Below are 26,259 nucleotides of genomic sequence, written 5' to 3'. Positions count from 1 at the left end.
GGCGGCTTCCGATACCCATAACGGGAAGGGCGCCACAAACGGGGGCCAGACAATGAAGCGCGAACCAGGCTGTGTCGGCGTAGACGGGGCGAAGTCAGGTTGGATTGCTGTCTGGTGGGAAGACAACGAACTGAACCACTGCGTGTACAGCAGTGCGCAGTCTCTCGTGCATGCGCAGCCGCAGGCCCGAGTCATTGCCGTGGACATTCCCATGGGCCTGTCGGATCGCGAAGGGCGAATGGCAGACATAGAAGCCCGAAAGTTTGTGGGCGGCCGACGGGCGTGCAGCATATTCTCCTCGCCGGTCAGGGGTATTCTCGATGCCACATCACAGCCTGAGGCATCGCGCAGACACCGGGCGATAGACAATCGCGGCTTTGGCGCGCAGTCCTTTGCGATCCTGCCCAAGATCCGCGAGTGGGATGAGGTGCTGCAGGCAGACCCGCACGCACGTGCAACGGTACGGGAGATTCATCCCGAAGTTTCCTTCGCCGCGCTGAACGGCGGTCGTGGCAAAGGGCTGGCAATGAGGAAGAAGTCGCAGGAGGGCGCGGCCTTGCGAAGCGAGTTGCTTTCGCCCGTGTTTGGTTCCGAACGCATCGCGCGACTTGTGCAATCCGTGTCGCGTCGGCAGGCGGCGACGGACGATGTGCTCGATGCCCTGGTTGCGCTATGGAGTGCGGAGCGCATCGCTGCGGGCGCCGCCGTTTCTCTACCGACGCCTGCCATTCTCGATGCCACCGGTTTGTCTACAGCAATCTGGTACTGATGCAGAGCCAATGACTGAAATCACATTCCGCATGCTGGTCCTGCTGACCCTGATTGCCACCGTGGGCGGCATCGTGTTTGATGAAATTGGTGCCAGAACGCTACCGAAGCTGTTGCAGGAAGAACGGCTCAGAATCAAGAATCGAGTGGTTGCGTACAGCAAAGCGCATCCCATGTGTGGGCTCCTGCGTATCCTGCTGGTTATTGGCTACCTGGCCTCTCTCATCGCGATTGCATTCTACGTGCCGTTCGCCCCGTGGTTGTTTCTGGTATTCACGGTGGGATGGAGCGCACTCACGGTGATTGATGCGCCCCATGTCATCTCGCGCCCGGCATCGCTGTTCTACGAGGCATCGTTGCTTCTCAATGGCGTCATTCTGGCACTTTGCTTCTTCTCGTCCCCAATCAACTAGATTCAAACCGGCGCTTCTCGGGGGGGGGGAGGCAAGATATGAAATTGGTGATGGTCGTTCCGTTGGCAAATGTGTGATGGGCTGCCGATTATGCGTCTTGCGCTCGAGAGCGGTTTGCTAGATAAAACGCTCATGCGGTCCTGCCGCATTCCGGAACAGGGACGATCCGAAGTAAGGCGCGATGAAGCGGGAATCCGCTTTTGCGCCTTCGTCCCTCCCGGTGCGGTATTCGCCCAGGAAGGAGAACACGGATGTTCGGACGGAAATTGAAGCGGGTTTGCGTGGCGCTGATGATCGTCGCGGTGGGTTGCGTTGCCCCCATTGCTTCGCAGGCGCAGGAGAGCAAGACGACTTGGCGCATCTCCCAGCCCAGCGGAAATTCGACCCAATACAAGACTCAGCAAGCGGCGGTGCAAGCGATCAAAAGCCTGCCAGCGCCGAGTCCGTTCCCGCCTGAGTTTCAGTTCGGCTGGCAATCTGTCAACTCAATCAAATCGAAGGTCGTGGACTTGGAGGGTAATACCTCAATCACGTACTGGATGGGCAAGTCTCAACCGTCCGACCCTGATTGGACGTATCTAAGCACCGCGCAGTTCCCGACTGAGGAGGCCATGGTTGCCTCCTATCTTGCTGATATCCAGGCATTCAATCCCATTTGCCAAGGTGCAGCCGTCACGCCTACAAGCGAGTGGTACGCGCTTAGCCCTGATATGGAAGGAACCATCGAGACGCGCGATTTTGAAGTGATCTACATGACTGGCAGCAACACGGCCGAGTCGCCATGTATGCCCTATCCAAGCGAAGCCGTCATGACGCGGACCCGTCGCCTGAACTGCCCACTTCCCTTTACACAGTGGTCCAACAAGCATGAAGCCTGCGTAAGCGAAGAGTTCGTTGCGACAATTACGTCGAAGTCCAAGCAGTGCGACAAGGACGGCGGCAACGGCAGCTGCCCTGCCTCAGGCAGCGCTGCCATGAGCGGTTTGAGTCCGATCGCTTCAAACACATCACCATCGCAAGAGCCTCCGTGCGACGGCACCGTAGGCAATCCCTGCGATGTGAAAACCGGCGAGAAGTACGAGATTGCGCAGGATTTCGATCTCGGCTGGATTGCACTCACGCGCTATTACCACTCGGGAATATCCACCTCGTCGGGAGGCTTTGGCTATGGTTGGACACATTCGCTTGGTGCGCAGTTAGCACTGGATGGGGCGGGTGGCGCAGGCATTGTTGAAGCCACGGGCTTCCAGCGCGCCTTCAAGAAGGTCGGCCAGGTGTACGAGGCCGCAGACAGCAGTGGCGACCGCCTGGTCCTGAGTGGAAACTGGACGCTGTATACGTCCGACACTATTTCGACGTTCGACGAAGCGGGGCGGCTCACCTCGAAGCGCTTCGTGGATGGCACTTCGCTCACCTTCGTCTACGATGCCAGCCAGCGCCTCGCTGCCGTCGTGCATAGCAGCGGCCGCACGCTTGAGTTCCTCTATCAATCCAACGACTACGAAGCATTCATCAGCTCCGTTCTGGTCGCGGGTGTGCCCCAGGCCAGCTATACGTACACTGCATATGGCCAGGTCGCTACGGTCACCTACGCCGGCGGCGGGGTGCGCACCTATCATTACGAGAACGTGGCGTTCCCTCAGCACTTGACCGGCATTACCGCTGAGGACGGGCGTCGCTACAGCACCTTTACCTACGACACCGACGGTCGCGTCATTTCAAGCCAGCATGCAGGCGGTGCCGATGGCGTAACTCTGGTCTACAGTCCCAACGGCGGCGCGGTTGTCACCGACGCATTGGGCCATCAGACCGATTACACGCTCACGCCCGGTGGCGACAGCGCGCCTCCCCGCAAGGTGTCGGGTACGATCGATGCTCAGGGTTCGGTCAGCCGCACCTATTATGACGGCGCGGTCGATTTCCGCCGACGTTTGGATACCTATACGGACCGGCGTGGAATCCAGACCAAGCACACCTACAGCGAAGGCACTGATGCGGTGACGGGCCGACCGGTCAACACCCATACCATCACCGATGCGGTGGGCCTGCCTGAGCAGCGTGTAGTGCACACCGTGCGTGACAACGAGACCAATGCGGTGCTGGCTACGACCATCGGTCAGCGTGAGACGCGTACCGCCTACAACGCGCGCCGGCAACCAGTAAGCGTGACCCAGAAGGATCTGGCGTCTGGGCAGACACGTACGACCACGTATGCCTATTGTGAGGCCGCGGATGTGGCCGCAGCAGGTAGTTGCCCGGTGGAAGGACTGCTGAAGACTGTGGATGGCGCGCGCACCGACGTGCCTGACGTCAGCACCTATGCCTACTACGCCGGAGACGACGCCGGATGCGCGACCAATGGTGCCTGCACCTATCGCAAGGGCGACCTGCGCAGCGTCACCAATGCACTCGGTCAGACGGTGGAGACGCTGGCCTACGACACCTACGGGCGGCCGCTGTCAGTGAAGGATGCCAATGGCGTGGTCACCGACTACGCCTACCATGCTCGCGGCTGGCCCACCTCGGTGACCGTACGCGGGGCCACCACCGCAGAGGATCGCTCCACCCAGATCAGCTACTGGCCCACAGGCCAGGTGCAGCAGATCACCGAGTCGGATGGCGGCAGCGTGACCTACGTGTATGACGCCGCACTGCGACTGACCGATATCGAGGACAACGTGGGCAATACCGTTCACTACACGCTGGATAATGCTGGCAATCGACTGAAGGAAGACACCCTGGATGCTGGCGGCACCCTGCGCCGCACCTTGGCGCGTACCTTCAACACGATTGGCCAACTTACGGCGCTGAAGGACGCCGGCAACCATGCTACCGGCTTCACCTACGATGCCAACGGCAACCCGCAGACGGTAACCGACGCCCTGCAGCGCGTGACCAGTCAGCAGTACGACCCGTTGAACCGCCTGGCCCAGACCCTGCAGGATGTGGGCGGGGTGGAAGCGGAGATCCGCAGCCAGTACAACGCGCTGGACCAGGTCACCCAGGTGACCGACCCGAAGGGACTGCACACCACCTATGCCTATAACGGTTTCGGTGATCTGACTGGACAGGTCAGTCCGGATAGTGGCGCCAGCAGCTTCACTTTCGATTCTGCCGGCAACCGCAAGACCGCGACCGACGCGCGAGGTGTCACTGCCACCTACCACTACGATGCGCTCAACCGCCTGACCGGAATCGCCTATCCGGACCCCAATTTGGACGTGGGCTACAGCTATGACGTGGCACCAGCGATCTGCACTGCCGACGAGCGCTTTGCCAAGGGGCGCCTGGGGCAGGTGCGGCATGCCAATGGCAGCACCCAGTACTGCCATGACCGGTTTGGTCAGATCACCCGCAAAGTGCAGACCATCAACGGTGTGGCCAGCACGCTGCGTTACGCCTACAGCAAGTCCGGGCGCCTGACCGCTTTGACCTACCCCGACGGCAGCGTGGCCGACTACGTACGCGATACCCGGGGCCGCATCAGCCAGATTGGGCTGACGCGTACCGGCCAACCGCGCCAGATCGTTGTGAACAACGTGACCTATGCAGCCTTCGGCCCGGCTACCGGTTGGACCTACGGCAATGGCCGCCAGTTGCAGCGCCCGTTGGACCTGGATTACCGTCCGCAGGCCGTGCATGACCCGGCCGCAGGCGGCCTGTCCCTGAGCTATGGCTATGATCCGGTGGGTTCGATCACCGAGCTGAAGAACGGCGCAGGCTCTGAGGTGTTGGCCACGTACGCTTATGACGCGCTCGGCCGCCTGATCCAGACCCAAGACGGCGCGACCGGCACGCCGATCGAAACCTACGGCTACGACGCTACCGGTAACCGGACGTCGCTGACCACATCAGCAGGAACCGCCAACTACACCTATCCGGCTACCAGCCACCGACTGACCGCCGTGGATGGCGAAGCACGCAGTCATGACACGGCGGGCAATACCACCAGCATCGGCAGCAAAGCATTCACCTACAGCGATGCCAACCGCATGAACGCGGTGAAGCAGGGCAACTCGGTGCTGGAAAGCTATGCCTACAATCACCACGGTGAGCGCGTGCTGCGCACACCTGCTGGCGGTGCAGCCCAGATCACGCTGTATGACGAGGCTGGGCAGTGGGTGGGCTACTATTCCGCTACGGGCCAGTTGCAGCAGCAGGCTATCTGGCTGGATAACTATCCGGTTGCGTTAATCAGCGTGCCAAGCACAGGCGTGCCGGAACTGGCATACATTCAGCCGGACCATCTGGGTACCCCCCGAGTTGCTATCGACCCGGTGCGGAATGTGGCGATCTGGGAGTGGAGCAACCAGAGCGAAGTGTTTGGCGACCAATCTCCAAGCCTGGACCCGGATGGCGATGGTGCTGCATTTGACGTGGCGCTGCGCTTCCCGGGGCAGCAGGCTACCGATGCGAGTGGGTTGTTCTATAACTTCCAGCGGGAATATGACGCTGCAACAGGACGCTACACGCAGGCGGATCCCATCGGCCTGTCTGGCGGCATTTCTGCGTATGGATACTCCAACGCCTCTCCGCTTCGCGTGGTTGACCCGCTTGGACTTGAGCCGGTGTTCGACACAAATACATGCGGTGGACAAATGGGAATGGTGACTTGTGATGGCAATGGGGGATTCCTGGTCAGTGTCTGCAATTCAGGCTGCGACAAAATATGCACCGTTGTGCATGAGCGAAACCATAAGGCCCTGCTGGAAAAGAGGGTTCCCAATGCCTGCGTGGGTAGGCCCAAAGGTGCAAGTCCATTTCCAAAGGACTGGGAATATGGTGGGATGGCACATCGGCAGCTAGCGAATGAACTTGAGTGCCGTGCATATCAAGAGCAGATGATCTGTGCGACACGGCTTCGCGATGGCGGACTCGGAGGCCCTGCGGTAGACAAGGCGTTCAGCAGGGCAATTAAAGAAAGGAGCGACCGGCAATGCGATGCATTCGGATACTAATCCTCCTCTCGCTCGCCCTGGGCCTGCTGGGGTGCAGGGACGAGGTGGAGAGTTCCACGTACACTATGGGTCAGACGGGAAAGACCTGCACTGCCTTTAAGGGCTTTGATCGCCACCCCCCGCAAGTGGTTGTTGCCGAGCTTGCGCGACGGGGGTTGGATAGTCGCAGGTTGATTCATAAAACGGTTTGCGGCTCGATCACCAGTTGGGAGATCCTACCTGCGGGGGCGTCGATCAATCGGATACCTCCGCCAGATGTGTATGTAAACGTCCGGCTGAGGGAAGACGGCTCCGTTTCCGTCAGCTCGGACCAACCATGATGTCGGCACTGCCCCTGATGGCCGAGCGTCGGGCCAGCGTCACTGGGCGGTAGGATTGCTATGTGAGGTGCTGGGTTCAATCAGTACCCGGAGAGGGTAGCCCCTGGCCGGAATCAAATCTGATCGATGACAGCATCGCAGTTCGTTTAATGCGATGGGCGCTCTGCGGGCTGCAATCGGGAATAGCTGGTGAAATGGCCAGAGGAAGTCCGGCACACGGCGGCCCACGGCTCCCAACAAGCAGCGCTGCTCCTCAGGCACCGACGCATTGATTCGCTCAAACAGCGCTTCGATCCACGATGTTCTTGCACTCTCCACCAGCAACTGCCCCTGGCTCTGGTGGAGAGCCAACCAGCGCTCGAAACCGATGCGAAGGCGTACGATATCCGGCGCCCGCCAACGGGCATCGGCAGGCACCCGGATCAGCACGCGTGACGGGGCGTTCTCCACGTCCATCACCAGAACGCCCTTGCATCGGATCTCGAAGGACGTCGCCCCGGCATAGCGCGTGTGCAGTTCAAAGCCCTCATCTGCTTTGGCGGTCACGAAGCCGAGAGCATCACTGTGCAGCAGCCGGTAGTCGACTGGCTGCAGCTTCTGGTAGGCCCACACCGGATCGCGCGCTGGCTCGGGCCACTCCTCCCATACCGCGCCGATCAACGCGATGCACTTCTCGGCAGCGGCAAGGCCGCGTTTCTTCATTCATCACCTCGCACACAAACGGAACGGCACGCCCACAAGCGGGCCTTCAGCCCTGCGGCCGCCCCCGTTGGTGAGCGCAAGCGCTGCCATCTCCAGCCCTTGCATCACGCGGTCGCCCACGTACTGATCCGGGTCGCCGTTCTGACGCGCGCGTTCGGCGGCCAGCAGGATCTCCTGCACGATGCGTTGGCCCACCAACGCGCAGTCGGCGTCGGCCAGGGCCATCTGCCGGCTGCGCCGATAGTGGCGCTCGGGCGATGGCTGGCCATCGGCCGCAGCGCCGGTACCGAGGCCGTGCAGGATGGCGATGAGGCTGTTGGGGTCTGGCGCAGGGGCGGGAGAAGGCGCTTCCTGGATGGGGCGCGGGGGAGGGGAATGCGGCTTGGTCATGGCTGGCTCCGTGCATGCAGGCAGAAGCCGCCACCGGTAAAGGTGGCGGACGATGCGTGGCTCGAAAACCGGATCACTAGACAATGCCGGCGGGTACAAGACCCCCACGCACCGCCCGCCATAGCCGGCAGACGGATTACCAGCCGGCACCACGCGTGGTGGTGCCGGCTGGCAAGCGTAAACAACATCTAGTGAATCGGGTTTTCGACGCCCGGCCACCCGTTGTCGTTGGCGCTACCAGAGTTGCCTGATGTTGTTGGAAATGCCAAGAGGTTGGGAGCAATGCCGCCAAAACCCGGAACGTTTTTGGCATTGTGGCATGCAGTGGGGTGCAGGCAGCGCTTGCGGTGACGGGCGCGACGGCACTTCTGGGATGGAGTCGTCAGATTGTTCAGCCGAAGATGCAGGGTGCGGCAATGCGACATCACTGATCCAACGCCCAGCCATGAGCATCCGCGCGGTTGGACCATGTGATGCTGAAAGCAGGCTTGGGAATGGGATGAATGCCGATGGCGCAATGTCCGCGTCTGGCCGAAAGCAGACATGCTGGCGCCAGGCAGCGCGACCAGGAATCCCGAGCACGCTCTCGACTCATAACGATCACTCGTGCCACCGCCGATCCTGCCGCTGGCCCCGGCTACGCGCTGGCTTGTTAGCTGGACTCAGGCGCCCTAGGATCGAACCGTACTCGCGCGAAAGTTCGCCAAACGTTGCTTTGACGGCAAGTCGTATAGCCGGACCCACGGGTCCGGCTATCAGGTAGTTGGATGGTCTTGATAACTTCAGGGGGGCGTGACTAATGCTAGAGCAATTCCACTATGCCGTTCTCAGAGCGCTGATAGCGACACCGGGTATTCTCGTGCGGCGCCGCATCGAGTAGCAGCCATGGAAGATTCCAATAGTCATCAAGTATGGGTTGACCTCGTATGCGGCGATCATCACTGCTGCTTCTGTGGCGCATGGATAGAGCAGGACCTGCAACCAATCCTGCTTCCGCTCGCTGGAGACGCGATTCAAGCCCTCAGTGCTCACGGCTCCTGCTTGAAGCGTCACCTTGATACCGATGTTCCGTATCTGGCTCCCGACGAGGCGTGCGAGTGATGATGCCCAAGAGAGCAATAAAGCCGACGCCGCTACGTGGCGCGGTCCAATTGCAGAGTTGGCCATCCCAGTCTTGCCCAACGCGGACGGCTCGCCGTGGCGGCTTCGTTTCGCTCGTACCCATGCCCGCATAGAAGCCACGGCAATCCCATTCCGGATTTTGCAATTCTGGTTTGCAGTTCCATCCTGGAGTCACCATGGGTCGTGAAGCTGTGAGGGTTCCCCCCCCCCCCCCCCCTCCTACCATCTCCGGTGGTGCTTGTGGTTTTCTTCTTTCTGGTTGTGTTTGCTGGATTGTCATGTAGGTAAAAATTTTTTTTTTTGATAGCTACGTGGCACCCCACAGTTTTACTCTCTTCCTCTACCAACCTCTTTCCATCTATTTTTGCATTTTGGGTTTGCAGTGCCCCCCTGGGGCACCACGGGTTGGTGAAGGTGGTGGGGTTCCCCCCCCCCCCCCGGGTTCGAGCATTCGCTGTTGGCTTTGGCCTTGAGGCTATGCGTTACTTGCAGCGGAAGAAGAAGGGTGAAAAATGATGATTGATCGGCAAAATGCTTGGAATACATCAAGAGCTGTAAACGTCGGCTTACTCATCGCTGGTCTTGCCATCGGTCCAATGGTGACGGTGGATGACACGGGATCGTTCACAGATGCCTTGATTCTGACGCTTGTCTTTGCCGTGGTCATTGTCTTTGTTACCGGATTCTTCTCAGCATTGCTGAAGCAGCCCATGCGCAGGCCGACGATCGATGCACCCCTGTATGAATTCGGCGAGTTCATCCAACAGTCGTTCATGTCTGGCTTGATTCTCTGTGCAATGGCATTGGGAGCCGGGAGCTACACCCTGATTACGGGCGCAGGGCAGGGATGGCGCTTGTTCGCGGCCATTGGCATCGGATGTGTACTTGGAAGCATGGTTTCTTCCTGGTTGTTCGCTTCCCGAGGAGTTACGGAGAGGTAGCGTTGTCACCCCAGCAGACGTTCTGGTTCGTAACCGGCAATCAGGTGGTAGCGACCGCCCGGCGCTCTGCTTTGCGCGGTTCGGTGCAGGCGATAGGCATCGCAAGAGTAGGTAGCCGTGCCCGCAGTGGCGGACGACGAGGTGCCGGGGCCGTAGACCATGCGTACTCGCGGGACCAACTATTCTGGAGAGGGGAACCATTTTGGCGCCAGGTGGGTGTCCGCTTTGGGTCGAAAGCAGCGGTCCGCCACTTGCCGAGCCCACGGAGCTGATATGCATGACCACGCACCCATCCTGAGTGAATTCCAAGCACAACTCTTCTGCACCCAACTCTGGCTCGAACTCACGATCGCAGGCAGAAGCATCTGGTCCGATCCAAACCTCCCACCCGCAACCCAACTCAATTGCCTGAAGTGGTTGAACGAAATCCAGCACCGCGCCTGGACCGCCCACTCCCAGCCTTCAGCCCAACGCCTGGCCGTCCTCCTCGATCAGATCACCGCCGCCTGCAAACAAGCCAGAACTAGCCCCATCGGTCAACGTCGCCCTGCAACAAGCAACAAAAGCAACTCAAACCCAACACACCACTCCATAACCCCCATCACCCCACCGAAGCCGACGGCGCACACCCCATCACCCGCCGGTACGCCGCCGAAAACTTGCTCGCATTCGCATACCCCACCGACTGCGCCACCCGCATCACGCTCACCCCACGCTCCAGCTCACCCCGCGCCCAATGCATGCGCCGGTGCACCAGGAACTGGTACGGCGACATCCCCGCCGCCGCCTGCAGCCCACGGCTCAACCGCGTGTCATCCACTCCCAACGCATCGGCCATCATCGGCACGGTCAGGCGCACGTCGCGCGCCGCATCGATGTACTCGGTCAACCGTTTCATCTGCGCCGCAGACAACACACGCGCCCCCGCAGAAAGCGCGGCGGGCCGCTGCGCCATCTGCACCAGCCGATCCACCACCGCGTTTCCGCAGGCGTGCAGCAGTTCATCCGACAGCACGCCCGAACGCGATACCGCCCATAGCGCATGCAGCAGCGCGCTCACTGTGGCGTCGCGGTGCAGCGCGCCGGTCAGCGGCGTCAGGGTCGGCAGGTTGACCGCCGTTGCGCCCAGCGCGGGCCAATCGATTGCCAGCCCCAGCACTTCCACCTCCGGGCTGCTGTAGGTACCGGTCTGCCCGGGCAGCACCACGTTGAACTGGCCGATGTGCCAATGCGCATCCAGCGCTGCCCGCCGTGGGCAGATCTGCTGCAGCCGGCCGCCGCCCTTGATCACCAGCGCCAGGCGCAGTTGCGTGGGGTGGCCCATCGCGCCGGCACTGGCGGGAAAGTGGTGGTGAATGAAGGCCAGGTTGCCTGCACCGTTCGACCCGAGCACCGGCGTGGTGGCCGCCAGTTGCTGGGCCACCGTCACCTTGCTGCCGGAAATGGAGCGGTGCGCAGGCATACGGAGTAGCGCCGTTATGGAATTGTTACATCATAACATTGATGGCCCCTGCGGCCGCTGTCTCCGTTCAAGAGGTTCCCGTGCGTTCCCCCACTCCTTTGGCCGCTGCGATCGCGGCCCTTCTGCTTGCCCCATCGTTGCCCGCGCTCGCTCAGGATGCCGTCAGCCCCACCACGCTGGATGGCGTGCGGGTAACCGGCTCCAAGCGCGATACCCCGTACCTGAAGAGCGATCTGTCGGTCACCGTGCTCAACCGCGAGGCACTGAAAGAGGCCGGCGTGGTCGAATTCCGCGATCTGGACAAGCTGGCCCCCAACGTGAAGTTCAACGCGATGGGGCAGCTCAGTGACATGTACATCTCCATCCGCGGCATCGAATCCAACCCGTTCCTGGTCAACCGCGCGTCGGTCTACATCGATGGCATTCCGTTCAAGGAACTGAGCAACGCGGTGCTGAACCAGGTGGAATCGGTGGAGGTGCTGCGTGGCCCGCAGGGCACGCTGTACGGTGCCAACAGCGAATCGGGCCTGGTGCTGGTCAAAACCAAGGGCCCGACCGATGCCATGGAAGGCGAGGTGAACCTGCGCAGCACGTGGTTCAGCAACGGCAATGGCAACAGCCTGGATGGCTTCGTGTCCGGGCCGCTGGGCAAGCGCGGCAACCTCTCCGGTTCGGTCGCCTTCATGGCGTCGGACGAGGACAGCTTCCTGCGCAATCTCACGCCGTTCAATGGCACCGAAGGCAAGGTGCGCGAGCAGTACCTGCAGGGCAAGCTGCGCTGGCAGCCCAGCGATTTCGTCACCGTGAATGCCCTGGCCCACCACCTGCGCACGCGCGCGCCGGGCATGTTCGAGTACGAATACCTGCCGCTGGATGTGGGCCTGTACAACCGCACCTACGGCACGCGCCTCAATGGCGGGCGCCAGGCCAGTGACTTCACCTACATCAACGATGCGCCCAAGCGCACCGAGAAAGATGAGACGGTGGCGGGCCTGAGTGCGCAGTGGCAGTTGGAAGCCGGTACGTTCGACGTGGCCGCGTCCTACCGCACCCACGAGGACGTTTCGGCGGGCTACGACTTCGACATGACCGAGAGCGCGGCGCTGGCCGGGCGTACCTACGACAAGCAGGACGCCTGGAACGCGGAGGCGCGCTTCAGCTCGCCGGATGACCAGGCACTGACCTGGATGGCCGGTGTTTCCACCTACCGCACCGACAAGGATTCGATCCTGGGCACCTTCGTCGGGCCGATTACCCGTGGCTTGAACAGCTACAACCTGGCACCCCGGCAGACCGCCAAGGGCCAGGACTACAGTGTGTTTGCCACGGCCAGCTATACCTTCCCCGCCGTGCCGAAGTTGACCGCCAGCCTGGGCCTGCGCCACGAGCAGGCGCGCCGTTCCACCGAACAGCGTGCCGGTTCGCTGGACCTGGCCGAAGGTGGGCTGGTGCTGTACCGCGACGCCGCGCTGGAACACACCTTCCATGCCACCCTGCCGCGCGTGTCACTGCGCTACGACGCCACCGACAACCTCTCGTTCTATGCGGCCTCGGCCAAGGGCTACATCCCCGGCGGCTTCAATCTGGCCGCCGCGCAGAGCGACGTAGTGAATGACAAGGTGCTGCGCTACGAATCGGAAATGATGTGGAGCCACGAGCTGGGCTTCAAGATGAACGTTGGCGGCGGCCGCGGCCATATCGGCGGCGCGCTGTTCCACATCACCTCGGACAACTGGCAGGAAATCCAGGTGGCCACCGATGCCAACGGGCGCCCGATCTCGTCGGACTACGTGGGCTCGGATGCATCGATCCGCTCGCGCGGTGCCGAACTGGAAGGTGCCTACGAGCTGGCGCCGGGCTTCACCCTGACCGCCAACGTGGGCTATGTGGATGCGAAGTACACCAAGCTATGGGCCACGGTGGACGAAAACCTGGCCGGCAACCGGGTGAAGCTGACGCCGCATTACACGGGCTATCTGGCGGCACGCTACAAGCACCCGTCTGGCGCCTTCGGGCGGGTGGAATCGGCGTTCACCGGTTCCAGCGCGCTGGATGAGCGCAACCGTGCCTACCAGCCGGCCGTGGCCATCATCGGCCTGCAGGTGGGCTACGAACATGGCCCCTGGACCGGCCGCCTGTTCGTGCAGAACCTGACCAACAAGCGGCGCGTGAACGGGTTGATCTTCGACAACCTGGCCTTCGGGCGCGACGGCAATTACTACGGGCCGATTGACAGCCCGCGCATTGTGGGTGCCGAAGTGAGCATGCGCTTCTAGGCCTCACGCGCAAACGGCGGTGCAGCAAGAAAGCTGCACCGCCGCTGGCGATCAAAGGATGCGGGAAGCCCTCAACGAATTCCCGCAAGCTCCTCGCGCACGATCTGCGCGCCCGCACTCAGCGCCCGCAGCTTGCCGCGCGCCACGTCACGCGGCAGCGGCGCCATGCCGCAGTTGGTGCAGGGGTACAGCTTGTCGGCATCCACGAACTGCAGCGCCTTGCGCAGGGTGTTGGCCACTTCTTCCGGCGTTTCCACCGTGCTGGACGCCACGTCGATCGCGCCCACCATTACCTTCTTGCCGCGCACCAGTTCAATCAGGTCGATCGGCACATGCGAGTTGTGGCATTCCAGCGAGATCAGATCGATGCTGGATTTCTGCAGTTTGGGGAACGACTCTTCGTACTGCCGCCATTCCGAACCCAGCGTCTGCTTCCAATCGGTATTGGCCTTGATGCCGTAGCCGTAGCAGATGTGCACGGCGGTCTGGCACTTCAGCCCTTCAATGGCACGCTCCAGGGTGGCCACGCCCCAGTCGTTCACCTCGTCGAAGAACACGTTGAAGGCCGGTTCGTCGAACTGGATGATGTCCACGCCGGCCGCTTCCAGTTCCTTCGCTTCCTCGTTGAGGATCTTCGCGAATTCCCAGGCCAGCTTTTCGCGGCTCTTGTAGTGCGCGTCGTACAGCGTGTCGATCATGGTCATCGGGCCGGGCAGGGCCCACTTGATCGGCTGTGCGGTCTGCCGGCGCAGGAACTTGGCATCTTCCACGAACACCGCCTTCGGCCGGCTGACCGCGCCCACCACGGTGGGCACGCTGGCGTCGTAGCGGTTGCGGATGCGCACGGTTTCGCGCTTGTCGAAATCCACGCCGTCCAGGTGTTCGATGAAGGTGGTGACGAAGTGCTGCCGGGTCTGTTCGCCGTCGCTCACGATATCGATGCCGGCGTGCTGCTGTTCCTGCAGGGACAGGCGCAGCGCGTCCTGCTTGCCCTCGGTCAGCGCGTCATCCTGCAGTTTCCAGGGCGACCAGAGCTTTTCAGGCTCGGCAAGCCACGACGGCTTGGGCAGGCTTCCGGCGGTAGAGGTCGGCAGTAGTTTCTTCATCGGTATCGGGGTCTTGTGTCCTGGGGAGGGGAATGAAGTGAACAGCGATCAGCGCGCAGCCCACTGCTCAAGCACGCTGCGGTAGGGCTTGATGAAGTGTTCTTCGGTGAAGCGGCCCTGCTTCACGGCCAGTTGGCTGCGCTCTTCGCGGTCGTAGACGATGCGGGTGGACGAATAGTCCTGGTGCTTCAGGCTGGGCTGGTAGACCTTGCCGGCCACCGAGTTGGCGTTGTAGATCTCCGGGCGGTAGATCTTCTGGAAGGCCTCCATCACGCTGATGGTGCCGATCAGTTCCAGGTTCGAGTAGTCGCCCAGCAGGTCGCCCTGGAAATAGAACGCCAGCGGCGCAACGCTGCCCGGCGGCATGAAGTAGCGCACCTGCAGGCCCATCTTGTCGAAGTACTGGTCGGTGGGCGAGAACTCGCCCTGGCGGTATTCCACGCCCAGGATGGGGTGGTGGTTCTCGGTGCGGTGGTAGGTCTTGCTGCTGGACACGCTGATGCAGATGACCGGCGCCTTGCTGAATTGCGCGCGGTAGGCGTCGGACTGCAGGAAGTGCTTGAACAGCTTGCCGTGCAGATCGCCGAAGTCGTCGGGAATGGCGAAGCTGTCCTTGCCCTCATTGCTGGCCGGCAGCACCACGCTGAAATCGTAGTCACGCACGTACGAGGAGAAATTGTTGCCGACGATGCCCTCGGTGCGCGCGCCCGTGTGCGTATCCACCAGGGTGGGGCGCAGCACTTCGATCAGCGGGAACGGGTCGCTGCCATCGCTGCCGTCGATGTGCATTTCCACCGAAATGATGTCCAGCTCCACCACGTAGCGATCGGCGTTGGGGTTGTCCCAGTGCGCCAGGTCGTTGCAGCGGTTGTTGATCATGGCCAGCGTGTTGCGCAGGTTCTGCTGCCGCGCCGCGCCGCGTGCCAGGTTGGCGAAGTTGGTGGTGATGCGGGTGCCGTCGGCCGGCTGGTAATCCTCGTTGAACGGGATGCGCGTGATGCTGAAGGTAAAGGTGTCTGTGCTCATGGGCGGCATTCCGGTTCAGAGGGTTTCAAGGGTGGCGGCGGGCTGCGGCGCGGGGCGGTGGGACAGCGACAGCAGCGGCAGGGCGCGCTGCACGGCCAGTTCTGCACGCTGCAGCAGGGCCGGGTCGTGTACGCGGCCGTCGGCGAAGTCCTTGTCGGTGGCGTACACCCCCAGCGGCAGGGTGCGGGCCTGGAAGAAGCTGAAAAGCGGCCGCAACTGGTGGTCGATCATCAGCGCGTGGCGCTCGCTGCCGCCGGTGGCGGCCAGCAGGATGGGGGTGTCGACCAGCGCGTCCTGCTGGATGAAATCGAAGAAGTGCTTGAACAGGCCGGTGTACGAGCCGCGGTAGACCGGCGTGGCGACCACCAGCACATCGGCCTGCTCAACCGCAGCCAGCGCCTGTTCGGCGCTGTCGGGCAACTGAGAACGCCACAGCGCCCCGGCCAGTTGCGGGGCCAGTTCGCCCAGCTCAATCAGCTGCGGCTGGCTGGGCAGGTGGTCGCCCAGCAGGTGCAGCAGGTGTTCGCACAGGGTGGCCGCCCGCGAGGGGCGCTGCAGGCCGCCGGACACGGCGACGATTCGGAGGGGGCGGTGGGGAGAAAGCATGACCCGATGCTAGTCAGGGCATTCCATGACGTAAAATGGTTTTACTTCACACATCCATGAGCGGGGCTCATAGACATGCTGGAACGTATCCACCTCAGCATCGTCCAGCAGGTTGAACTGCAGGGCTCGCTCACCGCCGCCGCCGGCGTGCTGAACCTGACCCAGTCGGCCCTGAGCCACAGCATGAAGAAGCTGGAACAGCAGCTGGGCACCGATGTCTGGCTGCGCGAGGGCCGCAACCTGCGCCTGACCCAGGCCGGCCAGTACCTGCTGGCCGTGGCCAACCGCGTGTTGCCCCAGCTGGACCTGGCCGAAGAGCGGCTGGGCCAGTTCGCCCAGGGCGAGCGCGGCTCGCTGCGCATCGGCATGGAATGCCACCCCTGCTACCAGTGGCTGCTGAAGATCGTGTCGCCCTACCTGGCCGCCTGGCCCGACGTGGACGTAGACGTGAAGCAGAAGTTCCAGTTCGGCGGCATCGGCGCCCTGTTCGGCTACGAGATCGATCTGCTGGTCACCCCCGACCCGCTGCTGAAGCCGGGCCTGACTTTCGTACCGGTGTTCGATTACGAGCAGGTGCTGGTGGTGGCCAGCAACCATCCGTTGGCCAAGGTGGACCATGTAAAGCCGCGCCAGCTGACCCAGGAAGTGCTGATCAGCTACCCGGTGCCATTCGAGCGGCTGGATATCTACAACCAGTTCCTGCTGCCGGCGGGGGTGACCCCGCGCCGCCACAAGGCGATTGAAACCACCGACATCATGATGCAGATGGTGGCCAGCGGCCGTGGCGTGGCGGCCATGCCGCGCTGGCTGGTGGAAGAGTACGCCGCGCGCATGGACGTGGTGCCGGTGCGCCTGGGCGCGAAGGGCATTCCCAAGCAGATCTACCTGGGTGCGCGCGAATCGGATACCGCCATCGACTATCTGCGGGCCTTCGTGGATCTGGCGCGCAGCAGTTCGGCGGTCGCGCGCGCGCACGGGGTTGGCTGATGTCCATGGAAAGCGGGGCGAGGGCGCGCGCCTTCCTGGATGCGTGTTCGTGGGAAGTGAGCGCCAAGGCCGTGCAGGCCCTGCGCGCCGAGGCCGCACGCATCGCGCCGGGCAGCACCATCTCCATTCCCTATCTGGCCAGCGAAGACGACGAGGCGCGGCTGGCGGCGGCACGGGCCATTCGCGAGCTGGGCTTCCAGCCGATGCCGCACCTGTCGGCACGCCGCATTGGCACGCAGACCGCGCTGCAACGTTTCATCCAGCGGGCAGTGGGCGAGGCCGGCGTGGAGCGCTGCCTGGTGATTGCCGGCGATCTGGCGGAGCCCGCCGGTCCGTTCGCCGACAGCACGGCGATCATCGAAACCGGTCTGCTGGAACGCGCCGGCATCAAGGTGGTGGCCGTGGGCGGGCACCCGGAAACCCACCCGGTCATGACCGCCGCGCAGCGCTGGCAGGTGCTGGAAAACAAGTGCCAGCGCATTGAAGCGCGCGGCATGGCGCCGTGGATCATCACCCAGTTCGCCTTCGATGCCGAAATAGTGCTGGACTGGTTGAAGGCCCTGCGCGCACGCGGCATTGCGCACCCGGTGCTGGTGGGCATTCCCGGGCCGGCCAGCGTGACGCGGCTGGTGCGCTATGCGGCCATGTGCGGGGTCGGCGCGAGCACGGCCATGCTGGCCCGCTACGGCATTTCCCTGGGCCGCCTGCTGGGCTCGGCAGGGCCGGACCGGTTTGTGGACAAACTGCTGGCCGGACTGGGCGATGAGCTTGGCCCGGTCAGCCCGCATCTGTTTCCCTTCGGCGGTATCGCGCCGTCGCTGGACTGGGTGCAGCAGTACCGGCGCAACGCCCGGTCAGGGTAAGCGGCTGACACCTGTCACTTGTGGCGGTTTCGTGCAGGACCATAATCGAGGCGTCAGATAACCGCAGCACGCCCTCAACCTGCCGACAAGGAATTCCCCGCAATGATCATGCAGATCCTCTCGCACACCCCGCTCTGGGTCTGGGCCCTGCTGGCCTTCCTGGTGTACCGCGGCATCGCCGCCATGAAGCCGGGTGAAAGTTCGCTGGTGCGGCTGGCGATCGTGCCGGCCCTGTTCCTTGTCTGGGGCGCATGGTCGATCAGCCATCGCTACGGTGGCTCGCTGCAGGCCTGGGGTGAATGGCTGGTCGGCATCGCTGCCGGCGCGGCCCTTGGCTGGCTGCTGCTGCGCCGCGCGACGCTGGCGCTGAACCCGGCTACCGGCAAGCTGCGCCGCAGCCCGGACTACAGCCTGCTGCCGCTGCTGCTGGTCACCTTCCTGGTGAAGTACGGGTTTGAAGTGGCCTTCGCGGTGTCGCCCGCGCTGGCGGGCCATGCCGGGTTCACTGCGGCTTACCTGCTGACCTCGGGTGGGTTTGCCGGCATTTTCCTGGGCAAGTTCTGCCGGTACGTGGTGGCGGTGCGGCGCGGTGCGGATGGTGGCGCGCTGGGTGTGGCCGGTTGATTCGAATACCGGACAACCCTTGCACAAGGATGTGAGACGCACGATGTCCAAACCGACCTGCAACGTGACCCAGTACTGGAATGGCCTGTTCGACGCGGGAATTCCCGTTCCGACGGGGGATGCATTCCGGCTGGCCATCAACCCGCAGCTTGCCGAGCAGCGGCGGGCCATGATCCTGGTGACCACCGACGGCGCTACGCGCGCTGCCGTATCCGAGCGCGTTGCCTCTGCGCTGCGGTTTGCACCCGGTGGGCCGGCGGTATCGTTGCAAGGGCTGCGCAAGGCGCTGCAGAGCGCTGGCATCGAGATGCATGCGCCGGATGTCATCTACCACGTTGGCGAACAGGGAATGCCGGGTGTGCGCAACAGCAGCCTGATCGAGGTGCGCCAGCTCGTACCTGACGATGCCGCGCTTTTTGAAGGATTCATGGCACAGACCCCGGTGGCTGACCAGGATGATGCGTCCGTCGAGCTGGGGCACTGGGCGACCTTCGGGGCGTTCATGGAAGCAGAGCTTCTGGCGGTCTCCAGTCTTTACCCCTGGGGTGGGGAGGAGATCGCTGACATGGGGGTGCTGACCATGCCCCGTGCACGCGGCAAGGGGCTGGCAGCCGCCCTGGTGCAGACCATGATCGAGTACGCCGGCACGCGTGGTTACGATGCGCAGTACCGCTGCCAGCATGACAACGTCGCCTCCAACCGGCTTGCGCAGTCGCTTGGCCTGAAAGCTTACGGGCAGTGGGAAGTGGCGTGCACGCCATAAGAGTCCACGCCCGCCACTGCACCTCTTACCAATCCATGGGTCCGGCAGGAACCTCGCCGAAAGCGGGGAACAGCGGAAGCACCTCCTCGGCAATCTCCTGAAGCACCTCCGCAGCCGGCCGACGCGAATGCTGGATCCCCAGTGCGGCGTGGTTGACGCCTGCGGCGCGCCACGCTTCCAGCAATGCGATCAGGCCCTTGCGACCGGTGCGCAGCACGTGTCCGCCCTGCAGGGGCACACGGGGGTGGTCGGCATCATCCACCAGATCCAGCCATTCATTGGTGATGTGCGGCCGGAAGCCTCCATCGGGAATCAAGGCACGCCACGCCCGGATCTTCGCCGCCAGCCGCGCGGGCCCCTGCGCATCATGCGTGGCGTCGGGGTAGGTCAGCCATCCATCTGCGTGTTCGGCAATCCATGGCAGGGGCTGTCGGGCACCGCCGGTCACGATCACCGGAATGCGCGCCGCAGGCGCCGGCAGCAGTTTCAGGCCGTGTTCTGCCCACGCGTGCTGCGCCTTGCCGCCGTTGGCGGGTTGCCACCATTGGCGCATGGCAGGCAGGGTCTCAGCGAAGCGTTCGCCCCGCGTGCTGTGCTCGATGCCGTAAGCGGGAAACTCCACCGCGCGGTCGCCCGATGCGGCGCCCAACACCAGGCGTCCGCCCGACAGTACGTCCAGGGAAGCCGCCGCCTTGGCCAGATCCACCGGGTTGCGCAGCGGCAGCACCACACTGCCGGTGGCCAGCGCCACGCGTTGCGTACGTGCGGCCAACCAGGCCAGGTAGGTGAACGGATCGAAGACCTGGCCGGCATCGCCGAACAGGGGGTCGAACAGCGGCACATCCCGCACCCATACCGCAGCGAAGCCGTAATGATCGATGGCTTCAACCAGGCGGCTCTGACCCTGCAGGGCCCGCATGTTGCCTTGGTAGAACCGCAGCGGCAGGAACACGCCCAGCGTCAGCGCGTCGGCGCGAAACATGCGCTGGTAGCCGGCATGGCCGGCGAAGGCCGGCGCCGATGCGCCCGTGAAAGAAGACGTCGAGATCATCGCGGGTTCCTCAAGGGCCGGTGGCCGGTTCGGGAATGCGTACGCCGCGCTGCACCGCCGGGCGAGCGCCCACCTGCTGGTACCACCGCCAGAGACTGGGATAACGGCGGAAATCCATGTCGATGATGTCTGCGATATGCAGCCACGCGAAGTGGGCGATATCGGCAATCGAATACTCCGTTCCAGCCAGATACTGGTGCTTGGCAAGGCGTGCATCCAGCACCGCGAACGCGTCGTCGGAAAGGCGCTGGTAGCGCTGCACGGCAGGCAGGTAGCGCTCATCCGCGAAGTGTTCGAAGTGCACGCGTTGGCCCAGGATGGGCCCCACGCTGGCGGCATGGAACATCAGCCAGGTGAGGGCATCCCAGCGTGCGGACGCATCGCGCGGAAGCAGGGCCTGTGCATGTTCGGCCAGGTACAGCAGGATCGCCGCCGATTCGAACACGACGCGGCCCTGTGCGCGATCCACCAGCACCGGGATGCGGCCATGCGGGTTGAGCGCGAGGAAATCGGCACTGCGGTGCTGGCCCTGGTCGATGCGGACGTGGTGCAGTTGATAGGGCAAGCCCAGCTCTTCAAGCGCGATGGTGGCCTTGAAGCCATTGGGCGAGCTGTCGGTATATAGATGAAGCGAGGGATCGTGCACGTGGATTCCCGGTATTGGCGGCAGGCGAAGAACAGCGGCGAAGCACAGCGATGTGCGACGCAATAGGGCGGTGCTGCAGCAACCGGATGCGCAGTCTATGAGGCGTGCGCGTGCGGTGGAAACGAGTTGTGTTGCCGCGGAAGTTGAGCTGAACTCAAGTCTTGCGGTGCGGCACCACAAGGCGGGCTGTGCCCGCTATGCTGCCGACGCACGGCCGGTGTTTGGCTTGATGAAGGAGAATTCTGTGGGCGCAGTACTGCCCTTGTTGGCCCTGCGGGCATTCGTGGAAACGGGCAGGCATGGCAGCCTGACAGCGGCGGCGCAGGCGATGGGCGTGACCCCCGGCGCGGTCAGTCTGCAGTTGAAGCAGCTGCAGGACCGGCTGGGGGTGAGCTTGTTCGATCGCACGCGCCACGGCGTGGTGTTGAGCGCTGCCGGCGCGCGCGTTCACCCCCAGTTGCTGCAGGCGTTCGACCAGATCAGCAGCAGCCTGCAGGTGCTGGAAAGCAGCCGTGCACGCGCGACCGTGCGCATCAGCGCCGCGCCCAGCTTCGCCGTACAGTGGCTGGCGCCGCGCCTTGCCGATTTCAGTGCCGCCCATCCCGCCATCGATGTGCTGCTGGACGCCAGTCCACAACTGAAGGACCTGCGCGGGGAAAACGTGGATGTGGCAATCCGCCATGGCCTGGGTGTCTATCCCGGGCTGCGCAGCGAGCATCTGTTGGCGCCGGTTCTGCTGCCTGTGGCCAGTCCCGCGTTGCTGGCAGCTACGCCGCCCATCGGTTCGCCAGAAGACTGCCTGCGCCTGCCGCTGCTGCAGGACAGCGAGCGCAGTGACTGGCGGCTCTGGTTCCAGGCCTTGGGCCTGCCTGCCGACGAGCGACTGGAACGCGGGCCTGCGTTTGATGACGATCTGCTGCTGGTGCGTGCGGCAGTGGCAGGGCAGGGCATCGCCCTGGTGCGGGATATCCATGCCGCTGATGAGCTGGCTGCCGGGCGCCTTCAGGTTGCGCTGCAGGCGCCGTGGCCCCAGCGCTTTGCGTACTACGCGGTGCTGCGTGAGGATGTACCTGCAGAACGGATGGAGGTCATCGCCACGTTCATGCAGTGGCTGCGGGATCAGCTTGGCGTGGTTCGAACTGACGCATGACGGAGCGTGCGGCGTAATCCCGTAGCCGCTCGCCCACATCAACCACGCGCATCGGCACCATCCCCCATCACCCGCGCAACGGCACGGCTCAACAGTGCATGCAGGGCGGCCGGCTGCAGATCCGGATCGCGCACGGCGCGCATCGCCAGGCCTTCCACCAGCAGACGCAACAGCAGCGTGCGCTGCTCGATCGCTTCTTCCTCAACCGCCACGCCGCGGGCGCGATCATGCTCGCGCAGCCAGGCATGGATGGCTGCGGTGGTCTGCTTGTCGTGCCGGCGCAGCACCTCGGCCACTACCGGGTCGCGGTGCGCTTCGGCGTTGATTTCCGCATACAGCGCAACGCTGGCGATGGCATTGGCGTGGGTGTCCAGCACCTTGCCGCGCGCCCAGTGCTGGTAGCAGGCCAGCAGGCCGTCGGCCAGGTCGGCCGAGGCGGGCATGTGCCGGATCGACACCTGGTCGTGGGCCAGTTGTCGCTCGATCAGGGCCAGGATCAGCGCACGCTTGTTGTCGAAATAGCGGTACATCAGCCCTTGGCTGATCTCCGCCGCGGCAGCGATTTCGCTGATCGAACCGGCGTGGAAACCGCGGGTGATGAAGCAGCGTTGCGCCGCATCCAGGATCTTCCGGCGCTGGGCGTCGGCATGGGCGGTGGCGGTGTCGTCAGCGCTGGCAAGCGGGGTGTCGGTCGGCGTCATTGCGTGATCTGAAGGCGTCCAATGGCTCGATCTTACGTTATCGAATGTGTGAATGAACGGTCATTCACCTGTCATTTCACGCACCCAGACTGCGGCCGCCTCCTCCCTTCCGCGACCGACATCGATGCGCTACCCCACGTTGCCCCGTCAGCTGTTGACCCTCGCTATTGCCGCCACACTCGCCGGCGTGGCCCAGGCCGAAGACCTTCCCACCACCGAAGCCAACGCGGCGGCCAGCGCCGGCGGCAACCACGATGTGGTGGCCCTGGACCAGGTGGTGGTGACCGCACAGAAGCGCGCTACCAACCTGCAGGAAACGCCCATCTCGGTTTCCGTGGTGGACGCCGAGGCGCTGAAGGATCGCAGCGCGATCTCGCTGGGCAGCCTGTCCGATGGCTCCATTCCCTCGCTGCGGGTCACCCCGTTTGCCACGCGCAGTTCGGCGCTGAACATCGGCATTCGTGGCATCGGCGCCTCGGGTGATGCGAACCAGCCGGCGCGCGATGCCGGCGTGGGTATCTACGTGGATGGCGTGTTCATGGGCCGCGCGCAGGGCCTGGGCAGCATGCTGTACGACGTGGAGCGCATCGAAGTACTGAAGGGCCCCCAGGGCACGCTGTTTGGCCGCAATACCGAAGGCGGTGCGGTCAGTATCGTGACCAAGGCGCCCACCGGCGAGTTCGGCGGCAGCGTCAGTGCGGGCGTGTCCAACTTCAGCGGCTATAACAGCGCGCTGCACTTGGACCTGCCCAAGGTGGGCGACGTCAGCTTCAAGATCGATGCGGTGCAGGCCCGCCGTGGTGGCACCACCGATAACCCGATGCGCGGTGAGCGCGATTTCAACAGCTACGACAAGCGCGGTGCGCGCCTGAGCGCGCTGTGGCAGCCCAGCGATGATTTCTCCGCGCTGTATGCCTTCGACCGTTCCTACGACGCCACCACGCCGTACCACACCCAGGTGCTGGTGCCGGGCGCGTACCTCAGCCCGCTGCAGATTGCCGGTGCCAGCCAGGACCGGCGTGACAGCGCGATCCTGGGCGGACCACAGGAAGACAACGTGGGCCGTACCAGCGGCCATCTGCTCAACCTGTCGTGGACGCTGAGCGATGCGCTGGAACTGAAGTCGATCAGTTCATACCGCGAACTGACCCAGGGCCAGTTCGACATGGGTCTGGTTGATGCGATTTCCGCATACGGCGGTGCCGGCACGGCCTTCGGTCGCTACAGCCTGGCGCAGGTCTACCAGCACCAGTACAGCCAGGAATTCCAGCTGATCGGCAACACCTCGCAGGTGCAGTTCCTGGGCGGCGCGTTCTATTACCACGAGACCGCCGGTGACAACGCGCAGACCCCGAACATGCTGGTCTGGGGCCCGGGTGGCAACAGCTACGCAGTGAACCCGGCCACCAATCCGCTGGACCTCTCCAAGGTGCGCATCGACCGCGCCAGCAAAGCGTGGACCGACAGCCTGGGTGTGTTCGGCCAGGCCACCTGGACGCCCGCTGCGCTGGAGCGCCTGCACCTGACCGCCGGTGGCCGCTACACGCGCGACGACAAGAAGGGCAGCCTCTACATCGTCAATGGCGCCGCCACCCAGCTGGCATTCGATGATTCCTGGAGTCGCTTCGACCCGATGGTCAACATCGCCTATGACATCGGCGAGCAGGCCATGGTCTATGCCAAGTACAGCACCGGCTTCAAGGCAGGCGGCGCGAACTCGCGGTCCACCACCTACACCGCCTTCGCGCCGGAAGAAGTGACTGCCTACGAACTGGGTTTCAAATCGCAGTTCTGGGATAACCGCGCACGCCTGAACCTGGCGCTGTTCGATTCGAAGATCGCCCACAAGCAGATGGATTTCTCGCTGCCGTTCGACCCCAACAGCGGCGAAACCCGCACCACCATGGTGACCACCAACGCGCTGAGCGATGGCAAGTCACGCGGCGCCGAGCTGGAATTCAGCGTAATGCCGATCGAGAACCTGACCGTCGGCTTGAACTACGCCTACACGAAGATCGATGCGCAGACGGCGGTCGACCCGTTCGGCGCCGGCGTGGCAGTGACCGTGCAGCCGCTGCTGGCGCCGGAGAATGCCGGCAGCCTGTCGCTGGATTATCTGGTGCCGTTCGCCAACTTCGCCGCACTGAAGTTCCATCTGGACGGCAACTGGTCCGACGGTTTCTACACCAGCGAATACGACCAGATGCTGACCGACAGTTCGTTCGTGGTGAACGCGCGCGTGGCACTGGTCGATGTGCCGCTGAACGACACCGGCATGACCATGTCGTTCTCGCTGTGGGCGCGCAACCTGCTGGATGAAGAGCACCTGTTCTACAAGCTCAACAGCCCCGCGCTGGGCCAGACCGGCATCTTCAACGATCCGCGCACCTTCGGCCTGGACGTGGCCGTCAACTTCTGAATTCACTGGAGACCGACATGAACCGCAGCACCGAACTGACCCTTGCCCTGATGCTGGCCCTGCCGCTGGCCGCGCCTGCCTTCGCCGCCGATGCCTCGCGCCCCGTGACCGCCAGCGCCGCGGCAGCCACCGCCAATGTGGCGCCCACCGCCGACGACGCGCAGCGCGTCATTCCGCTGCAGGGCGCATGGAACGTACGCAGCTTTGCCGGTCTGCAGGGCCGCAACGGCCCGATTCCGGCCACGGCCTTCGTGCGCACCGCCGATCTGGGCCGCCTGACGGCCGCTGACCGCGACGCACTGGCCGCCGCCGGGGTGACGCTGGACATCGACCTGCGTACCGCCGACGAGCAGAGCCAGTCGCCGGACCTGCTGGCCGATGACGCGCGCTTCGCCTACCAGCGCATTTCGCTGATGGGCACCGAGAAGATGGATCTGCAGAAGATGATGGCCACCTTCCCCGATTCGCTGGGCGAAGCCTATGTGCAGTGGCTGGGCCACAGCCAGCCGCAGTTCAAGCAGGTGTTCCAGCGCATTGCCGCCCAGCAGGACGGCACCGTGCTGTTCCACTGCACGGCGGGCAAGGATCGTACCGGCATCATCGCCGGCCTGCTGCTGGACCTGGCCGGTGTGCCGAAGGCGCAGATCGTGCACAACTACGCCATTTCCGCGCACTACCTGGAAGGGCAGCCGAAGGACAGCGCGATGAACGCGCAGATCAAGGCGATGTTGGAGCAGCACCCGGAGATCGCACGCAAGATGGCTGGCATGTCCGGCACCGCGCCGCAGAACATGGAACAGTTCCTGGCCGCGCTGCACAGCCAGTACGGCGGCGCCGAGGGCTACCTGAAGTCCATTGGCGTGAGCGCGCAGGAAATCCAGCAGTTGAAGGTGCGCTTGGGGCAGGCGGGCTGAATGAGGTGCGCGCGGTTGGCCTGAGCCGGTGCCGGTCACACTGGCAATGGG

Annotated in this window: 21 protein-coding genes; 12 read left to right on the top strand and 9 right to left on the bottom strand. The window is 63.6% G+C overall.

Going from position 1 to position 26,259, the window contains the following annotated elements; all coding sequences use genetic code 11:
- Positions 1 to 52: 52 nt before the first annotated feature.
- The 3 genes from C1932_RS18445 to C1932_RS18435 all read left to right on the top strand — a co-directional run bounded on the left by C1932_RS18445 (position 53) and on the right by C1932_RS18435 (position 6,139).
- Positions 53 to 769: a DUF429 domain-containing protein gene (locus tag C1932_RS18445; RefSeq protein ID WP_108763489.1), complete on the top strand. Its 717-nt coding sequence runs from the start codon at positions 53 to 55 to the stop codon at positions 767 to 769.
- A gap of 10 nt (positions 770 to 779) precedes the next feature.
- The gene (locus C1932_RS18440; protein WP_108763135.1) at positions 780 to 1,181 is read left to right on the top strand and encodes a hypothetical protein; all 402 of its coding nucleotides are present in this window, start codon (positions 780 to 782) and stop codon (positions 1,179 to 1,181) included.
- Positions 1,182 to 1,432: 251 nt separating this feature from the next.
- On the top strand, positions 1,433 to 6,139 hold the full coding sequence (locus C1932_RS18435) for an RHS repeat-associated core domain-containing protein (RefSeq protein ID WP_108763134.1): 4,707 nt from the start codon (positions 1,433 to 1,435) through the stop codon (positions 6,137 to 6,139).
- Between the two features lie 359 nt (positions 6,140 to 6,498).
- Here C1932_RS18435 and C1932_RS18425 read toward each other — a convergent pair whose 3' ends face one another.
- Together C1932_RS18425 and C1932_RS18420 are read right to left on the bottom strand one after the other, a co-directional pair.
- Entirely contained in the window at positions 6,499 to 7,161 is a 663-nt protein-coding gene (locus tag C1932_RS18425; RefSeq protein ID WP_234412212.1) for a cold-shock protein, read from the bottom strand.
- A 3-nt stretch (positions 7,162 to 7,164) separates the two neighbouring features.
- Positions 7,165 to 7,551 carry a hypothetical protein gene (locus C1932_RS18420; RefSeq protein ID WP_234412210.1) on the bottom strand — a complete coding sequence of 129 codons (387 nt, stop codon included), beginning with the start codon at positions 7,549 to 7,551 and terminating at the stop codon, positions 7,165 to 7,167.
- A gap of 1,634 nt (positions 7,552 to 9,185) precedes the next feature.
- Here C1932_RS18420 and C1932_RS18415 point away from each other — a divergent pair.
- A complete protein-coding gene (locus tag C1932_RS18415; RefSeq protein WP_159094566.1) occupies positions 9,186 to 9,614 on the top strand; it encodes a hypothetical protein in 429 nt (142 codons plus the stop codon).
- A 601-nt stretch (positions 9,615 to 10,215) separates the two neighbouring features.
- Here the strand turns inward: C1932_RS18415 and C1932_RS18410 are convergent.
- Positions 10,216 to 11,076: an AraC family transcriptional regulator gene (locus tag C1932_RS18410; protein WP_108763131.1), complete on the bottom strand. Its 861-nt coding sequence runs from the start codon at positions 11,074 to 11,076 to the stop codon at positions 10,216 to 10,218.
- A 137-nt stretch (positions 11,077 to 11,213) separates the two neighbouring features.
- On the opposite strand from C1932_RS18410, the gene C1932_RS18405 reads away from it, so the two are divergent.
- Entirely contained in the window at positions 11,214 to 13,352 is a 2,139-nt protein-coding gene (locus C1932_RS18405; protein WP_108763130.1) for a TonB-dependent receptor, read from the top strand.
- A gap of 71 nt (positions 13,353 to 13,423) precedes the next feature.
- Here the strand turns inward: C1932_RS18405 and C1932_RS18400 are convergent, their stop codons facing one another.
- From C1932_RS18400 to msuE, 3 genes are read right to left on the bottom strand one after another with little or no spacing between them, the layout of a single operon-like run.
- Positions 13,424 to 14,458, bottom strand: a complete 1,035-nt coding sequence (locus tag C1932_RS18400) for a methionine synthase (protein ID WP_108763129.1) — start codon at positions 14,456 to 14,458, stop codon at positions 13,424 to 13,426.
- A 48-nt stretch (positions 14,459 to 14,506) separates the two neighbouring features.
- A complete protein-coding gene (locus C1932_RS18395) occupies positions 14,507 to 15,484 on the bottom strand; it encodes a DUF1852 domain-containing protein (protein WP_108763128.1) in 978 nt (325 codons plus the stop codon).
- Positions 15,485 to 15,499: 15 nt separating this feature from the next.
- The gene (gene msuE / locus C1932_RS18390) at positions 15,500 to 16,090 is read right to left on the bottom strand and encodes an FMN reductase (protein WP_108763127.1); all 591 of its coding nucleotides are present in this window, start codon (positions 16,088 to 16,090) and stop codon (positions 15,500 to 15,502) included.
- Between the two features lie 75 nt (positions 16,091 to 16,165).
- Here msuE and C1932_RS18385 point away from each other — a divergent pair, with 75 nt between their 5' ends.
- The 4 genes from C1932_RS18385 to C1932_RS18370 all read left to right on the top strand — a co-directional run bounded on the left by C1932_RS18385 (position 16,166) and on the right by C1932_RS18370 (position 19,327).
- Complete coding sequence (locus C1932_RS18385; RefSeq protein WP_108763126.1) at positions 16,166 to 17,077, top strand: LysR family transcriptional regulator; 912 nt, start codon at positions 16,166 to 16,168, stop codon at positions 17,075 to 17,077.
- Positions 17,077 to 17,940 carry a methylenetetrahydrofolate reductase gene (locus C1932_RS18380; protein ID WP_108763125.1) on the top strand — a complete coding sequence of 288 codons (864 nt, stop codon included), beginning with the start codon at positions 17,077 to 17,079 and terminating at the stop codon, positions 17,938 to 17,940. Before C1932_RS18385 ends, C1932_RS18380 begins: the two co-directional genes overlap by 1 nt.
- A 102-nt stretch (positions 17,941 to 18,042) precedes the next feature.
- A complete protein-coding gene (locus C1932_RS18375) occupies positions 18,043 to 18,564 on the top strand; it encodes a DUF6622 family protein (protein ID WP_108763124.1) in 522 nt (173 codons plus the stop codon).
- A 43-nt stretch (positions 18,565 to 18,607) separates the two neighbouring features.
- Positions 18,608 to 19,327 (top strand): GNAT family N-acetyltransferase, encoded by a 720-nt coding sequence (locus C1932_RS18370; RefSeq protein WP_159094565.1) that lies wholly within the window; start codon positions 18,608 to 18,610, stop codon positions 19,325 to 19,327.
- A 25-nt stretch (positions 19,328 to 19,352) separates the two neighbouring features.
- Here the strand turns inward: C1932_RS18370 and C1932_RS18365 are convergent, their stop codons facing one another.
- Positions 19,353 to 20,378, bottom strand: a complete 1,026-nt coding sequence (locus C1932_RS18365) for an LLM class oxidoreductase (protein ID WP_199911982.1) — start codon at positions 20,376 to 20,378, stop codon at positions 19,353 to 19,355.
- A 10-nt stretch (positions 20,379 to 20,388) separates the two neighbouring features.
- Complete coding sequence (locus tag C1932_RS18360; RefSeq protein WP_108763122.1) at positions 20,389 to 21,024, bottom strand: glutathione S-transferase N-terminal domain-containing protein; 636 nt, start codon at positions 21,022 to 21,024, stop codon at positions 20,389 to 20,391.
- Positions 21,025 to 21,094: 70 nt separating this feature from the next.
- Between C1932_RS18360 and C1932_RS18355 the strand changes: the two genes are divergently transcribed.
- Positions 21,095 to 22,174: a LysR substrate-binding domain-containing protein gene (locus C1932_RS18355; RefSeq protein ID WP_234412208.1), complete on the top strand. Its 1,080-nt coding sequence runs from the start codon at positions 21,095 to 21,097 to the stop codon at positions 22,172 to 22,174.
- Positions 22,175 to 22,212: 38 nt separating this feature from the next.
- On the opposite strand, the gene C1932_RS18350 is transcribed toward C1932_RS18355, so the two are convergent.
- Positions 22,213 to 22,875 (bottom strand): TetR/AcrR family transcriptional regulator, encoded by a 663-nt coding sequence (locus tag C1932_RS18350; protein ID WP_108763121.1) that lies wholly within the window; start codon positions 22,873 to 22,875, stop codon positions 22,213 to 22,215.
- 154 nt (positions 22,876 to 23,029) lie between these two features.
- Between C1932_RS18350 and C1932_RS18345 the strand changes: the two genes are divergently transcribed.
- On the top strand, positions 23,030 to 25,294 hold the full coding sequence (locus C1932_RS18345) for a TonB-dependent receptor (RefSeq protein ID WP_234412206.1): 2,265 nt from the start codon (positions 23,030 to 23,032) through the stop codon (positions 25,292 to 25,294).
- Between the two features lie 17 nt (positions 25,295 to 25,311).
- Positions 25,312 to 26,208, top strand: a complete 897-nt coding sequence (locus C1932_RS18340; protein ID WP_108763119.1) for a tyrosine-protein phosphatase — start codon at positions 25,312 to 25,314, stop codon at positions 26,206 to 26,208.
- Positions 26,209 to 26,259: the final 51 nt, after the last annotated feature.

It is taken from the genome of Stenotrophomonas sp. YAU14D1_LEIMI4_1, assembly GCF_003086815.1.
Lineage (GTDB): Bacteria > Pseudomonadota > Gammaproteobacteria > Xanthomonadales > Xanthomonadaceae > Stenotrophomonas.
Note: the sequence above shows the minus strand (reverse complement) of the source record. Positions and strands in the feature narration are given on the sequence as shown.

What these genes read in the sequence shown, in the direction of transcription:
- C1932_RS18440 (WP_108763135.1), top strand. Translation starts at nt 780, where the DNA reads ATGACTGAAATCACATTCCGCATGCTGGTCCTGCTGACCCTGATTGCC.
- C1932_RS18370 (WP_159094565.1), top strand. Translation starts at nt 18,608, where the DNA reads ATGTCCAAACCGACCTGCAACGTGACCCAGTACTGGAATGGCCTGTTC.
- C1932_RS18340 (WP_108763119.1), top strand. Translation starts at nt 25,312, where the DNA reads ATGAACCGCAGCACCGAACTGACCCTTGCCCTGATGCTGGCCCTGCCG.
- C1932_RS18415 (WP_159094566.1), top strand. Translation starts at nt 9,186, where the DNA reads ATGATGATTGATCGGCAAAATGCTTGGAATACATCAAGAGCTGTAAAC.
- C1932_RS18350 (WP_108763121.1), bottom strand. Translation starts at nt 22,875, where the DNA reads ATGACGCCGACCGACACCCCGCTTGCCAGCGCTGACGACACCGCCACC.
- msuE (WP_108763127.1), bottom strand. Translation starts at nt 16,090, where the DNA reads ATGCTTTCTCCCCACCGCCCCCTCCGAATCGTCGCCGTGTCCGGCGGC.
- C1932_RS18380 (WP_108763125.1), top strand. Translation starts at nt 17,077, where the DNA reads ATGTCCATGGAAAGCGGGGCGAGGGCGCGCGCCTTCCTGGATGCGTGT.
- C1932_RS18420 (WP_234412210.1), bottom strand. Translation starts at nt 7,551, where the DNA reads ATGACCAAGCCGCATTCCCCTCCCCCGCGCCCCATCCAGGAAGCGCCT.
- C1932_RS18385 (WP_108763126.1), top strand. Translation starts at nt 16,166, where the DNA reads ATGCTGGAACGTATCCACCTCAGCATCGTCCAGCAGGTTGAACTGCAG.
- C1932_RS18400 (WP_108763129.1), bottom strand. Translation starts at nt 14,458, where the DNA reads ATGAAGAAACTACTGCCGACCTCTACCGCCGGAAGCCTGCCCAAGCCG.
- C1932_RS18410 (WP_108763131.1), bottom strand. Translation starts at nt 11,076, where the DNA reads ATGCCTGCGCACCGCTCCATTTCCGGCAGCAAGGTGACGGTGGCCCAG.
- C1932_RS18375 (WP_108763124.1), top strand. Translation starts at nt 18,043, where the DNA reads ATGATCATGCAGATCCTCTCGCACACCCCGCTCTGGGTCTGGGCCCTG.
- C1932_RS18395 (WP_108763128.1), bottom strand. Translation starts at nt 15,484, where the DNA reads ATGAGCACAGACACCTTTACCTTCAGCATCACGCGCATCCCGTTCAAC.
- C1932_RS18445 (WP_108763489.1), top strand. Translation starts at nt 53, where the DNA reads ATGAAGCGCGAACCAGGCTGTGTCGGCGTAGACGGGGCGAAGTCAGGT.
- C1932_RS18435 (WP_108763134.1), top strand. Translation starts at nt 1,433, where the DNA reads ATGTTCGGACGGAAATTGAAGCGGGTTTGCGTGGCGCTGATGATCGTC.
- C1932_RS18365 (WP_199911982.1), bottom strand. Translation starts at nt 20,378, where the DNA reads ATGATCTCGACGTCTTCTTTCACGGGCGCATCGGCGCCGGCCTTCGCC.
- C1932_RS18425 (WP_234412212.1), bottom strand. Translation starts at nt 7,161, where the DNA reads ATGAAGAAACGCGGCCTTGCCGCTGCCGAGAAGTGCATCGCGTTGATC.